General features: G+C 49.5%; 11 protein-coding genes. 5 read left to right on the forward strand and 6 right to left on the reverse strand.

Going from position 1 to position 13,655, the window contains the following annotated elements; all coding sequences use genetic code 11:
• Positions 1 to 623 precede the first annotated feature (623 nt).
• Genes xdhA through guaD form a run of 4 tightly spaced genes read left to right on the forward strand, consistent with a single transcriptional unit; the run spans position 624 to position 6,761 of the window.
• A complete protein-coding gene (gene xdhA / locus L6J37_RS06260; protein ID WP_269093374.1) occupies positions 624 to 2,072 on the forward strand; it encodes a xanthine dehydrogenase small subunit in 1,449 nt (482 codons plus the stop codon).
• Positions 2,065 to 4,488 (forward strand): xanthine dehydrogenase molybdopterin binding subunit, encoded by a 2,424-nt coding sequence (xdhB, locus tag L6J37_RS06265; RefSeq protein ID WP_192016474.1) that lies wholly within the window; start codon positions 2,065 to 2,067, stop codon positions 4,486 to 4,488. Before xdhA ends, xdhB begins: the two co-directional genes overlap by 8 nt.
• Before the next feature lie 56 nt (positions 4,489 to 4,544).
• Positions 4,545 to 5,387 (forward strand): xanthine dehydrogenase accessory protein XdhC, encoded by an 843-nt coding sequence (gene xdhC, locus L6J37_RS06270; RefSeq protein WP_218386389.1) that lies wholly within the window; start codon positions 4,545 to 4,547, stop codon positions 5,385 to 5,387.
• 24 nt (positions 5,388 to 5,411) lie between these two features.
• Positions 5,412 to 6,761: a guanine deaminase gene (guaD, locus tag L6J37_RS06275; protein WP_237794535.1), complete on the forward strand. Its 1,350-nt coding sequence runs from the start codon at positions 5,412 to 5,414 to the stop codon at positions 6,759 to 6,761.
• Positions 6,762 to 6,870: 109 nt separating this feature from the next.
• On the opposite strand, the gene hmpA is transcribed toward guaD, so the two are convergent.
• Positions 6,871 to 8,043: an NO-inducible flavohemoprotein gene (gene hmpA / locus L6J37_RS06280; RefSeq protein WP_237794536.1), complete on the reverse strand. Its 1,173-nt coding sequence runs from the start codon at positions 8,041 to 8,043 to the stop codon at positions 6,871 to 6,873.
• A gap of 114 nt (positions 8,044 to 8,157) precedes the next feature.
• Between hmpA and nsrR the strand changes: the two genes are divergently transcribed.
• Entirely contained in the window at positions 8,158 to 8,586 is a 429-nt protein-coding gene (nsrR, locus tag L6J37_RS06285) for a nitric oxide-sensing transcriptional repressor NsrR (protein ID WP_237794537.1), read from the forward strand.
• Positions 8,587 to 8,661: 75 nt separating this feature from the next.
• On the opposite strand, the gene L6J37_RS06290 is transcribed toward nsrR, so the two are convergent.
• The 5 genes from L6J37_RS06290 to puuE form a co-directional block, all read right to left on the reverse strand.
• Positions 8,662 to 9,759: a type I restriction endonuclease gene (locus L6J37_RS06290; RefSeq protein ID WP_237794538.1), complete on the reverse strand. Its 1,098-nt coding sequence runs from the start codon at positions 9,757 to 9,759 to the stop codon at positions 8,662 to 8,664.
• 402 nt (positions 9,760 to 10,161) lie between these two features.
• Positions 10,162 to 11,421 carry a urate hydroxylase PuuD gene (locus tag L6J37_RS06295; protein WP_237794541.1) on the reverse strand — a complete coding sequence of 420 codons (1,260 nt, stop codon included), beginning with the start codon at positions 11,419 to 11,421 and terminating at the stop codon, positions 10,162 to 10,164.
• 46 nt (positions 11,422 to 11,467) lie between these two features.
• The gene (locus L6J37_RS06300) at positions 11,468 to 12,013 is read right to left on the reverse strand and encodes an ureidoglycolate lyase (protein ID WP_046219225.1); all 546 of its coding nucleotides are present in this window, start codon (positions 12,011 to 12,013) and stop codon (positions 11,468 to 11,470) included.
• 20 nt (positions 12,014 to 12,033) lie between these two features.
• Complete coding sequence (uraD, locus tag L6J37_RS06305) at positions 12,034 to 12,549, reverse strand: 2-oxo-4-hydroxy-4-carboxy-5-ureidoimidazoline decarboxylase (protein WP_120511855.1); 516 nt, start codon at positions 12,547 to 12,549, stop codon at positions 12,034 to 12,036.
• Positions 12,550 to 12,551: 2 nt separating this feature from the next.
• Positions 12,552 to 13,475 carry an allantoinase PuuE gene (gene puuE, locus L6J37_RS06310; protein WP_218386379.1) on the reverse strand — a complete coding sequence of 308 codons (924 nt, stop codon included), beginning with the start codon at positions 13,473 to 13,475 and terminating at the stop codon, positions 12,552 to 12,554.
• Positions 13,476 to 13,655: the final 180 nt, after the last annotated feature.

Genomic DNA, 13,655 nt, shown 5'->3' on the forward strand with positions numbered 1-13,655 from the left:
ATTTATACTCATGCTCTGATTTATCTATTTCAGCCTGTTTGATGACGAAGGCTTTCTTTTCACAGGCGATTAACATCCGTACCACTGCAACTGTTAAAAAACACACCGCCCGGCAAAGCCGGTACTCTGCACAGTCTAGTCCCTCATTACAGCTCTGCCTTCACTTCAGTTTAGTTCAGCCCGGTGGTTGGATACGGCTTGCTACCGTAAAAAAGCTTGTCAGATCACAGAGTCTCTATATTAAAGCCCAATTGGCAGAAAATCATTCTATTTCCATATATATCAATAAGTTAATATCGACAACCACAAACAATCTCACACCTATCACTCAGCACATTCCACCAATAAATACTAAAATTTACAGATGAAGATTCCGTTTAATTGGTGACAGTGATATCAAAACCATGACTTGTTACCTATATCACAACATTTAGAAACAAATTTGACACAGAGGGTATGCCACAACAGCACAAAAATGAAGCAACATATTGATTAAAAAGAGTTAACTGTATTTTTTCACTCAAGCTGGTCTGTCACACAGCGTTAACACAAAAGTTGACTACTGGGTCAAGTATATCCAGAATTGACTTATAGGTCAGATCATGAGCCTGTGAGGAGGTCACTTGATTACTTTTTTGTTAAACCAGGACATTCGGGAAGAAGAGCATGTTTCCCCGAATATGACGGTACTGAACTACCTGCGTACCCATGTAAAGAAAACAGGCACCAAGGAAGGTTGTGGCTCTGGTGACTGCGGTGCCTGCACTGTAGTGCTGGGTGAACTTGTCGACGGAAAACTGCAATACCGCTCAGTCAACTCTTGCCTGACGTTTGTATCTTCTCTGCATGGCAAGCAGCTGATTACGGTTGAAGATCTGCAGAATGCCAACAAGCAGCTCCACCCTGTTCAGCAAGCCATGGTCGAATACCACGGTTCACAATGTGGCTACTGTACACCAGGCTTTATTATGTCGATGTTTGCGCTGAGCAAAAACAAGCCGGCTGCAGATAAAGAAGATGTCATGGAAGCGTTAGCGGGCAACTTATGCCGTTGTACCGGTTATCGCCCTATCGTTGATGCTGCCCTGTCGCTAAGCCAGGAAGAGCAGTTGATGGACCAGTTCGCAGAGCTGGAGCGCCAGACGGTTGCCAAGCTGTCGAAAATCAATCTGTCCAATGCAACACTGAAGTTTGAAGGCCAGTATGGCTTCTCACCAACCTCTGGCGATGAACTGGCCAACCTGCTGCTGACGCACCCGGATGCCCGTATGGTTGCTGGTGGTACAGATCTGGCTTTGGAAGTCACTCAGTTCCACCGTCCGATCGATAAACTGATCAACGTGGGTCTGGTCAGCGATATGAAGATCCTGACCGAGACTGAAAGCAGCATTGAAATTGGTGCAAACCTGCCGATTTCCGACTGTTATGCCACACTGAAAAAGTACTATCCGGATTTCGGAGAACTGCTGCACCGCTTTGCTTCTCTGCAAGTACGTAACCAGGGCACAATCGGCGGTAACGTGGCGAATGCGTCGCCAATCGGAGACAGTCCGCCACTGCTGATTGCCTTGAATGCGCAGATCGTGCTGCGTCGTGGTAACGATCGCCGCACCATGCCGCTCGAAGACTACTTCATCAGTTATAAAGTCACAGCGCAGCAGCCTTCCGAGTTCATCGAGAAAATCATTGTGCCTAAGCCTGTGATTGGCAGCCAGTTCCGGGCTTACAAACTGTCGAAGCGTCTGGACGATGATATTTCCGCCGTCTGTGGTGCGTTCACTATTGCGTTGAGCGATGACGGAAAAGTGGCTGATGCCCGTATTGCCTTCGGTGGTATGGCGGCAGTGCCAAAACGAGCCGCCAACTGCGAAGCCGCACTGGTTGGTCAGAAGTGGAATCTGGAGACGGTCAAGACCGCGATGACTGCGCTGTCTGACGATTTCGAGCCGCTGTCTGATTTCCGGGCCAGCAAGGAATATCGTGCATTAACGGCCGCGAACATGCTGCACCGTTTCTATCTCGAACAACAGTCCAACGGCCAAATTGAAACAAGGGTAACTGCTTATGTCTAATCATCACCATAACACATTGAGTCACGATGAAATGGTGGCGAAATTCGCGCAGAATCTGACTTCCGGCGTGGGTAAAAGCGTAAAGCATGACAGCGCTGCCAAACAGGTGACTGGCGAAGCCGTTTACATTGATGACCGGCTGGAATTTCCCAACCAATTACACGTGTATGCTCGTACCAGTACCTACGCGCACGCCAAAATTACCAAGCTGGATGTCAGCCCGTGTTACGCCTTTGAAGGCGTCGCCATTGCCATCACCAGCAAAGATGTACCGGGACAACTGGACATAGGTGCAGTATTGCCGGGTGATCCATTGCTGGCAGACGGCATTGTTGAATTCTATGGCCAGCCAGTCATTGCAGTAGCCGCCAATGATATGGAAACTGCCCGCAAAGCCGCTCAGGCGGCCATCATCGAATACGAACCACTGGAAGCCGTATTGGATGTTGAAGAGGCACTGGCCAAGAAACACTTCGTCTCAGGCAGTCACCAGCACAAGCGCGGTGACTCCGAAGGCGCACTGGCGAGTGCGAAGCACGTGCTGGAAGGCGATCTGCATATCGGCGGTCAGGAACACTTCTATCTGGAAACCCAGGTCAGCTCTGTAATGCCAACCGAAGACGGCGGCATGATAGTGTACACCTCTACCCAGAACCCTACTGAAGTGCAAAAACTGGTCGCTGAAGTGCTGGGCGTCCCTATGCACAAAGTGGTGATCGACATGCGCCGCATGGGTGGCGGTTTCGGTGGTAAAGAAACGCAGGCTGCAAGCCCGGCGTGTCTGGCTGCTGTAATTGCACACCTGACCGGCCGCCCGACCAAAATGCGTCTGCCACGTATGGAAGACATGGTCATGACGGGTAAACGTCACCCGTTCTTCAACCAGTACAAAGTCGGTTTTGATGATGACGGCCGGATCCACGGTATTGATATTACGGTATCTGGTAACTGTGGTTATTCACCGGATCTGTCTAACTCTATCGTGGACCGTGCCATGTTCCACTCTGACAACGCCTACTATTTAGGCGATGCCACAGTGACAGGTCACCGCTGTAAAACCAATACAGCGTCGAATACCGCCTACCGTGGTTTCGGTGGCCCGCAGGGCATGATGACCATAGAACACATCATGGACGAAATTGCCCAGCATCTGGGTAAAGATCCGCTGGATGTGCGCAAGGTGAACTATTACGGCCATGAGGATCGCAATGTCACCCACTACTATCAGAAAGTGGAAGACAACTTCATTCATGACATTACCGAGCAGCTGGAAGCCAGCAGTGAGTATAAAGCGCGCCGTAAAGCCATTACCGAGTTCAATAAAACCAGCCCGATACTGAAAAAAGGCCTGGCACTGACACCGGTTAAATTCGGTATTTCCTTCACAGCCACCTTCCTGAACCAGGCAGGTGCACTGATCCACATCTACACCGATGGCAGTATTCACCTCAACCACGGTGGTACTGAAATGGGTCAGGGCCTGAATATCAAAGTGGCTCAGGTAGTGGCTGAAGTGTTCCAGGTGGATATCGACCGGATTCAGATCACGGCGACCAACACCGACAAAGTACCGAACACCTCGCCAACGGCAGCCTCCTCAGGTGCCGACTTGAACGGTAAAGCGGCGCAGAATGCCGCCCTGACCATCAAACAGCGTCTGATCGACTTTGCCTGCAGCCATTTTAAAGTCACGCCGGAAGAAGTGATCTTTAAAAACGGCCTGGTGCAAATCCGTGAAGAGCTGAAAACCTTTGAAGAAATCATCCAGATGGCTTACTTCAATCAGGTTTCGCTGTCGAGCACAGGGTTCTACCGCACACCTAAGATTTACTACGATCATGAGAAAGCCCGCGGTCGCCCATTCTACTACTACGCCTACGGTGCAGCCTGTGCCGAAGTGGTACTGGATACCCTGACCGGTGAATACAAGATCCTGCGTGCTGACATACTGCATGATGTAGGGGCATCTCTGAACCCGGCCATTGATATCGGCCAGGTTGAAGGTGGCTTTATTCAGGGTGTGGGCTGGCTGACCACAGAAGAGCTGGTGTGGAACGATCAGGGCCGTCTGATGACCAGCGGCCCGGCGAGCTACAAGATCCCGGCCATTGCCGATATGCCGATTGATTTCCGCACGCATCTGCTGGAAAACCGCAGTAACCCTGAAGACACAGTCTTCAACTCAAAAGCCGTGGGTGAACCGCCGTTCATGCTGGGTATGTCGGTCTGGAGTGCCATTAAAGACGCCATCCGTTCGGTTGCCGAGCCGGGTGCGCTGGTCAAACTGGACACCCCTGCAACACCAGAGCGCGTACTCTGGGCGATCAACGAAGTGCAACCGTCTTCGTCTCAACCTTTCCTGAGTCGCAGGAAGAAAGAAGAGGCCGAGACAGCAACCAGTGAACAAGCCCAGTAAAACAGCCAAAAGTAGTATATGGCGGGCCTTCGGGCTCGCCTGATGAGGAAAGCGCGATGTTTAAAGACAACTGGATTCATGCCCTGGCTGAACTGGATCAACGTGGTGAACCTTGTGTCATGGTCACTGTGCTGGCTGATCGGGGCTCAGTACCCCGCGATGCCGGTACCAAAATGCTGGTGACACGTAACGAGATCATCGCCACGATTGGCGGCGGCCATCTTGAGCACAAAGCGATCAAACTGGCACGGGAAATGCTGCTGACCGGAGACAGACACCCGCGAGTCGAGCACTTCAATTTAGGTGCCAGACTCGGTCAGTGCTGCGGTGGCATGGCCACCCTTAGCCTGGAGCCGATTGGTCAGCAACAACACCATCTGGTGCTTTTTGGTGCAGGCCATGTTGCGAAAGCATTAATCCATGTTGTCAGTACATTGCCGTTTCGCGTGACCTGGATCGATCAACGGGAAAGTGAATTCCCGGCCGAGCTGCCACTCGGTGTGACCAAGCTGGTGTCTGATGATCCGGTGGGTGATATCCGCGATATGCCCGCCAACAGTTACTATCTGGTGATGACGCACAATCATCAGCTGGATTTTGAGCTGGCAAGGGAAATCCTCAACAGAAATGATACTGCCTATTTTGGCATGATAGGGTCGCTGACCAAGAGGAAGAAGTTTGATTATCGACTGTCGCAACGCGGATACGATGATGAAACCATACGGCGTATGGTCTGCCCGATTGGGATTGATGCCGTCAAGGGTAAGCATCCGGCAGAAATTGCGGTTTCTGTCGCGGGCGAGCTGATCGCCCACTATCAGGGCGAAACCCTGGCCGATAAACGCGAGGACTCTGCTGCCACAGAGCCCGATGACAGCCCCGACAATCAAGTCGCCTGACAGCGATTAACGAAGGATAAATACATGACATTACAACGCACGGCTTATCGCTCAGCGATTTTACACAGCATTGCCGATCCCCAGGAAGTCGGCCTTGATAACAGCTTTGAATTTTTTGAAGACGGTGTTCTGGTGGTTGAGAACGGCCACATTCTGGACTTGGGCCCGGCTGAAGAGGTACTGGCTCGCCACCCGTCCGGAATGTCCGTCACGCAATATGAGCACAAGCTGATCACTGCCGGTTTTATTGATACCCATATTCACTATCCGCAAACCGGCATGATCGCCTCTTACGGCGAGCAGTTGCTGGACTGGCTGGAAAACTACACTTTCCCGGAAGAACTGAAGTTCAAAAACCCGGTGTATGCACGCCAGGTCGCCAACATTTTCTTTGATGAGCTGGCCAGCAACGGGACAACCACCGCCCTGGTTTTCGGTACAGTGCATAAAGAATCTGTTGATGTGTTTTTCGAAGAAGCTGAAAAACGCAAACTGCGCATGATAGCCGGTAAAGTTCTGATGGATCGCAATGCGCCGGATTACCTGACAGACACCCCGGAATCCGGTTATCTGGACTCAAAAGCGCTGATCGAAAAATGGCACAACAAAGACCGTTTGCTGTATGCCGTGACACCGCGTTTCGCGCCAACCAGCACACCCGAACAACTGGCGACTGTCGGTAAACTGCTGGAAGAGTATCCGGATGTGTATATGCACACTCATCTTTCTGAAAACAAGAAAGAAATTGAGTGGGTGCTGGAACTCTTCCCTGAGCGCGACAGTTACTTAGATGTGTACGACCATTACAAACTGCTGAAAAACCGGGCCGTTTTTGCCCACGGTGTGCACCTGACCGACTGTGAGTGCAAACGCCTGTCAGAAACGGGTTCTGCCATTTCGTTCTGTCCGACTTCTAACCTGTTCTTAGGCTCTGGTTTATTCAACCTGCCGAAAATGGAGCAGCACGGTATTCGTGTCGGTATGGGAACCGATGTTGGTGCCGGCACCAGTTTCTCACTGCTTCAGACCATGAGCGAAGCCTATAAGATTCTGCAGTTACAGCAGCAGAAACTGCATCCGCTGAAATCCCTGTATCTGTCGACCCTGGGCGGCGCCAAAGCGCTGTATCTGGACGACAAGATCGGCAACCTGAAACCGGGTAAAGAAGCGGATTTTGTGGTACTGGATCTGCACGCAACACCGTTAATGTCTTTCCGCATGCAGCAAGCAAAAACGCTGGAAGAGCAACTTTTTGTGCTGATGAGTCTCGGCGATGACCGCACCGTCAGCAAAACCTTCGTCTATGGCGAAAAAGCCTATGATGCCGAAGGCACAACCGAACCAGAAATGGTAACTAAGAAAAAAGCGAGCTAAAAACTCGCGTCTCCACAATGCGTCTATCCTTGCCCGTCCCGGTATTCACGTCTCTAACACCGCCGCGGACGGGCGTTTTTTATCTTGCCTGCATCTTTCTGAATCTAACTCACAATACCTTATGCGGTCCGAAGCACTCGTAGTGCATCTGCGATTCGCTCACGCCTTTTTCTTTAAGCTGCTTGGCCACATGCTGCATGAAACCCACCGGGCCGCAGAAATAGAAAGTGGTGTTTTGCCAGTCAACCACCGTATCCAGTTTGCTCAAATCCAGAAATCCTTCAAAGTCTGCGGTGGCTCCCTGAGGCTCGCGATACCAGACATGGCTGCTGACACCCTCTGCAGTATTTGCAATCTCTGCTACATGACTGCCAAACGCATGCTGACGGTGGTTTTCAGCGGCATGCAACCAGTGAACCGGTGCCTGGTGGTTGTCTTTGATGCTTTCCAGCATCGCCAGCATAGGTGTAAGACCAACACCTGCCGAAATCAGAGCGACAGGCTGAGTAACTTCAGAACGGAAGAAAAAGTCACCGGATGGTGCTGCCAGCTGAACTTTATCACCCACGTTCAGATGCTGGTGAAGATAAGATGACACAGTACCCAGATCCTCACGTTTGACTGAAATTCTGTAGGTCTCACCATTAGGGGCACCGGAAAGGCTGTACTGGCGTATCTCCTGATTGTCAAAACTATCCGCCTTCAGATAAATGCCAATGTACTGCCCCGGTTGATAAGTCGCGACAGGCTGGTCATCTGTCGGCATAAACACAAAACTGGTTATCACATCGCTTTCTGGTTTTTTTTCCACCAGTTCAAATTCCCGCGTGCCGCGCCAGCCACCGGTTTTTGCCTCATTTTCCTGGTAAATAGCCTCTTCTCGGTCAATAAACACTGTAGACAACAAACCGTATGCTTCAGCCCACGCATCCAGCACCGCCTGGCCCGGTGCGAACAATTCATCAATGGTGCCTAGCAAGTGCTCACCCACAATCGCGTACTGCTCTGCCGTAATGCTGAAGCTGGCATGTTTCTGAGCAATTTTCTCCACCACGGGCAACAGCACTTCAAGATTATCGATATTCGCAGCATAACCGTACACCGCGTTAAACAAAGCTTCGCGCTGACGGCCGCTGTCCTGGTGCGTCAGATTAAAAATATCTTTCAGTTCAGGGTGATGACTGAACATACGATCATAAAAATGTGCGGTGAGTTTTGGGCCGGTTTCGGCTAAAAGCGGTGCTGTGGATTTAACGATATCAATGGTGTTCTGACTCAGCATAGCGGCTTCCTTTAAAGATGTATTTATAATGCATGTTTTAAACTTGTATCTTAAATATATCTTTCAGTCAATAAAGGAATTACACTTGCCGCTAGTGTTGAAAGAGGAAAAAATGTGCAACTGACCAACTTTACTGACTACGGATTGAGAGCTTTGATCCTGCTGGGTGCCTTGCCAGACGGGGAACTCACCAGTATCAGCCACGTCAGTGACACGTTCGCTGTGTCCAGAAACCATATGGTGAAAATCATCAATAAACTGGGTCAGCTAGGCTATGTGAAAACCGTTCGCGGAAAAAATGGCGGGATATGTCTGGCGATGCCAGCGAGTGACATCATTGTGGGTCAGGTGGTTCGGGATCTGGAACCGCTGCAAGTGGTGAATTGCGCCCCCGAGTTCTGCCATATCACTCCAGCCTGCCGTCTGAAATCCTATCTGGCGAAAGCCAAAGACGCCTTTCTGGCGGAGTTAGACCAGTGCACAATCACCGATCTGCTGGCAGATAACGATGAATTACTGATTTTGCTGACAAGGCCAGAATGAAAGTTCTGCCCCACGTCGAACAGGTGTGGGGCATTCATTTCTGGTAAATACTGCTGGCAAATAACACTTCCAGCGTTAAGACGCTGAAGGCTCGATCTGGACATATCTTTCAGCGACGGATAGCAACACGTCAGTATGATTAAAAATATCATCAACCCGGTTAATGGGATAACGTGTTTCTTTCCTGTCCTCGTCTAACACGCCCAGATACTTTTGTTTGGCGTTAAAATGCAGCCGACAGAGTGGTTTTCTATTATTGTCATCCAATAACACGCCGAAATAACTTTGGGTATCACGTGAATGAATACGGGAGACATCTAATTTTTGTCTCAATATTGCTTTGACAACATTAAACCCTTCAATTTCTTCATCTGTTGTAATGATCTTTGGTGTACCCTCAATCTCAATTTCGTCCTCACCTTCATAAGATGAAGTCTCTACTTGAGATACTTTTGAGTCTGAGCCAATTGCTGACTGTAAACGGGCGTTAATACTGTCGTTGAGGAACTGTTTTAATGCTTTTTGTGTTAATTCCAGAAACTGTGCTTTGACTTTAGATGTTTGTACCCCATCGTAGACTTTCGAGGTGAAAAATTTAACAAAATCTTCTTCCGGTAAGGAAAACTGCTCACCGAGCACTTTTTTAATCTGGCTGAGGTACTTCAATTCTCCCGCCGCATCAACCACAGAATCCACATCAAAAGATGATTTAGTCAGCTTCTTGACTTCAGGGACAATATGCTCATCCAGGTTCTCTAAATCTAAGGTGAGGAAAGGTTTTTCATCCATTTTGTTCGGTGCATCGAGGTCGGTAAAGAACTGATATTTAGCACCATTAGTCAAGATGGCAATTCTGGCATTGGTGACTGAAAAATAACGAAAAAGTTGACCAGCATGTTTAGTCGATAATGTTTCGCCGAATTTTTTACACTCAATAAGAATTTGAACTTCACCTTCTTTCATCAGTGCATAATCGACTTTTTCACCTTTTTTGGTTGCTGTATCTGCCGTAAATTCGGGAATGACTTCCTGAGGATTAAACACATCGTACCCTAAGACCGAATGCAAAAAAGGCATCACAAGTGCATTTTTTGTCGCCTCTTCAGTTGCCAGTTTTTCTGAAAATTGTTCAACTTTCTTCGCCAATGTCTGTAACCGTTCAATGAAATCCATGAGCAACTCCTTTCTATAGCTCTTCCGTTCGAACCATAGATGCCACAAACGCATATCACATAGAAAACTAGCTGAAAAAGTGATCCTGTTATCAGAATATGGCCTGCTGCTATTTACTTTTTTTTCAATCTCTATTGCCTGAATAATGGCTAAGTCATGGCTTCTTGTGAGACAAAAAAAAGCCCCGATACAACACGTATGGGGCTGGTCACATATTATGGATTGATATGTAAAGGAGATTATCTGCCCTTCTTACCCAGGATTCAGCCTGAACCACACAACACGCTTACCCCATCAGATTGCCATCTAGTTTATGGACTTCGCGTACTTGTTTCCAAGCTGGAACACCGGGTATGTCTGGGCTAACGGACTATAAAGTGGGGGCTTTCGCCCCCGGGGTGATTAAAGATGCGCGCCCTGTTCAACCCAGGTACCGATCAGCTTACGCTCATCATCGGTCATCTGAGTCAGGTTACCCAGCGGCATCACTTTCGTTTGTACCGACTGCGCAACAATGCGGGGGGCATTCACTTTAATTTCTTCCGGTGTATCCAGTATCACACCCGCAGGCGCTGTCGAGAACGCAGCGTGCGTCGGTTGTGCTGAATGACACACTGAACAACGAATCTGAATGACTTCATTCACCTGAGCAAAGCTCACTCCGCTGCTGGCAGGCTGTGCCGAGTCGGTTTCCGCCTGAGCTGTCGCTGACTCTGCTTTTACAGCAGGTGCAGACGCAGCAGGTGCAGAGGTTTCACCCATTTTGCTTGCATAAGGCGAAGTCACAAATGCCAGTGCGATCATACCCAGTGCTGCCACCGGCATTGTCCAGGCAAACTTCTGGCTGCCATGACGGGTGTTGAAGTAGTGGCGTACCAGGATACTGAAGACCGCCAGGCCAGCCAGGATCAACCAGTTATATTCTGAGCCATAGGTGCTCGGGAAATGGTTACTGATCATGATGAACAGCACTGGCAACGTCAGGTAGTTGTTATGACGTGAACGCAGCAGACCTTTTGCCGGCAGTACAGGGTCCGGTTCGCGATTCTCTTCAATGGCTTTTACCAGACCACGCTGAGCCGGCATGATAACGAAGAATACGTTACCTACCATGATAGTACCGATGATCGCACCAACATGGATGTAAGCACCACGCCCGCTGAACACCTGGCTCAGGCCATAGGCTGCAGCCACTAAACCGAAGAACAGGATAATACCCAGCAGCATCGGCTTCTTGCCCAGTGCTGAATCACACAGCAGGCTGTAAATAATCCAGCCAGCAGCCAGAGAGCCCACACCCAGCGCAACTGAAGCTGTGGCACTCAGGCCTGATCCCGGCGCGACCAGATAGATATCCGCATTGAGGTAATACACCACACCCAGCAGCAGAACACCTGTGATCCAAGTGAAGTATGCTTCCCACTTAAACCAGTGCAGGTTTTCAGGCATGGTTGGTGGTGCCAGTTTGTATTTTTCCAGGTGGTAGATACCACCGCCGTGAATGGCCCAGAGGTCACCAGACAAGCCAGTTTTCGGATTGACACGGTTCAGGTTGTTTTCCAACCAGACAAAGTAGAATGAGGCACCAATCCAGGCGATACCTACAATCATGTGAACCCAGCGAATTGCCAGATTCAGCCATTCCGTCATATGTGGATCCATAACGAACTCCTGTTATGTTATGCGAACTTTAATTGCCTTGGGCTTATCAAAGTGCGACGGTTAATGCTTCCTGCTCCAAACTGCTCAGTGATAATTCGATACGAACATCGTCAGAAAAGTACACTTCATCGCAGTTGTTGCCAGGCCCGGCACGATCGACAACCAGAAATTGATCGTCCTTGCGCAGAGCCAGAACCGGGTGGTGCCAGACCCCTTTGCCATAATTCACGCCCTGACGTCCGTTACTGTAAAACGCCTTAAGCTGAGCGGGGTCCGGTGTATCCCCTGCCGGGGCCACCAGGATCAGGTACGGATTTCCAAGCAAAGGAATAAAAGCCTGAGATCCCAGAGGATGCCTCTCCATCATGGCTATCTGTAAAGGATAACTCAAAGGCTGGGCTTCAAAGATACTGATGATGGCTGAACCACCCTCTTCCTGCACATCCACATTGGCCATAGCATGGTAACGTCGGGTTGACCCGTTATTGATCATAAAGTAGTCACTTACTTCTTTATCAATAACATCACCAAAAGGGGCAAATGCTTCGCGGGTAAGTGGCTCAATCGTCAGTTGTCTCACTGGTGTGCTCATGGTGACTATTCCTGTCCTGATTACATTGTCTGCAGGCGGAACAAAGCGATCTTATTGATCTCTTCCAACGCCTTATCGAACTCAGCCTCAATTTCATTGCCTAATCGCGCCTCGAACGATTCAAGGATTTGATAACGATTGGCCCCTTTCACCGCCATGATAAAGGGAAACTGAAAACGTGCTTTGTAGCTATCGTTATAACGATTGAACTTCTCGAATTCTTCTGGTGAACACTGGCTAATCCCTGCGCCAGCCTGCTCGGCGGTGGACGCTTCGGTCAGTTCACCGTTCACTGCGGCTTTTCCGGCTAAATCCGGGTGCGCATTAATCAGGGCTAACTGTTCTTCTTTGCTGGCTGACAGCAAAGTGTCTGCCATGCGTGCATGCAGGGTGCTGATGTCATCATCAGCATCGCTGAGACCATTGTCGTAAACTTTTTCCGCCACCCAGGGGCTGTGTTCATACACATCTGCAAATTGAGAGACAAACTCTTCCCTGCTCATTTGGCTCGGTTGGCAAGACGTAAAACGTGCCATCATTAATACTCCTTCATACTTGGGTGCGGGTGATGTTCGTGCCAGTGCTTGGCAATATCAATTCGGCGGCACAGCCAGACCTTGTCATGCTGGCTCACATAATCCAGAAAGCGGCGCAGTGCAGCGATACGTCCGGGACGGCCAATCAGGCGGCAATGCAAACCCACTGACATCATTTTGGGTGCTGTAGCACCTTCTTCATACAGGGTGTCAAAGGTGTCTTTTAAATAATTGAAGAATTGATCACCTGCATTAAAGCCCTGTACTGTGGCAAAACGCATGTCATTGGTATCCAGAGTGTACGGAATCACCAGTTGCGGTTTCGGGCCCTCTTCGTGCCAGTAAGGCAGATCGTCATCGTAGGCATCAGAGTCGTACATAAAACCGCCCTCTTCCGCCACAATGCGGCGGGTATTCGGGCCGGTGCGGCCTGTGTACCAGCCGTACGGACGCTCACCAGTCAGATTTTTGATGATCTCAATCGCTTTCATCATGTGATCGCGTTCTTCTGACTCATCAATGTGCTGATAATCAATCCAGCGATAACCATGACTGCAGATCTCGTGGCCGGCTTCGACAAACGCTTTCGCTACATCCGGGTGACGCTCCAGTGCCATAGCGACACCGAACACAGTCAGCGGCACATCGTATTCTTTAAACAAGCGCAGGATGCGCCATACGCCAGCACGGCTGCCGTATTCATAAATCGATTCCATGCTGATATGACGCTGACCCGGAAATGGCTGTGCCGCTGGGATCTCAGACAAAAATGCTTCCGACTCGCTATCACCATGAAGAATGCAACGTTCCCCACCTTCTTCGTAGTTGAGAACAAAAGAGACAGCAACGCGAGCGTCATTTGGCCAACGTGGGTGCGGGGGTACTGCACCATAGCCGATCAGATTGCGTGGATACTCATTACTCACACATGACTCCTTTAAATCCTAATTGGTCAACACACTGACCATCTGATAATCAATTTATAACAGTGATTGTATACAATATCCAGAATTTTTGTAAATAAAATGTGCGCAACATTTTTTAATATTCATCAAAAAAGTTAACCGCTTGTTATCCCTATATTGCCTACTTTAATATCAATACGT

The sequence above is a fragment of the Photobacterium sp. WH77 genome (assembly GCF_022014395.1).
Classification (GTDB): domain Bacteria; phylum Pseudomonadota; class Gammaproteobacteria; order Enterobacterales; family Vibrionaceae; genus Photobacterium; species Photobacterium arenosum.

Coding starts and splice junctions, on each gene's coding strand:
- xdhB (WP_192016474.1), top strand. CDS start 2,065: ATGTCTAATCATCACCATAACACATTGAGTCACGATGAAATGGTGGCG.
- xdhC (WP_218386389.1), top strand. CDS start 4,545: ATGTTTAAAGACAACTGGATTCATGCCCTGGCTGAACTGGATCAACGT.
- guaD (WP_237794535.1), top strand. CDS start 5,412: ATGACATTACAACGCACGGCTTATCGCTCAGCGATTTTACACAGCATT.
- hmpA (WP_237794536.1), bottom strand. CDS start 8,043: ATGCTGAGTCAGAACACCATTGATATCGTTAAATCCACAGCACCGCTT.
- L6J37_RS06290 (WP_237794538.1), bottom strand. CDS start 9,759: ATGGATTTCATTGAACGGTTACAGACATTGGCGAAGAAAGTTGAACAA.
- L6J37_RS06295 (WP_237794541.1), bottom strand. CDS start 11,421: ATGGATCCACATATGACGGAATGGCTGAATCTGGCAATTCGCTGGGTT.
- L6J37_RS06300 (WP_046219225.1), bottom strand. CDS start 12,013: ATGAGCACACCAGTGAGACAACTGACGATTGAGCCACTTACCCGCGAA.
- uraD (WP_120511855.1), bottom strand. CDS start 12,549: ATGGCACGTTTTACGTCTTGCCAACCGAGCCAAATGAGCAGGGAAGAG.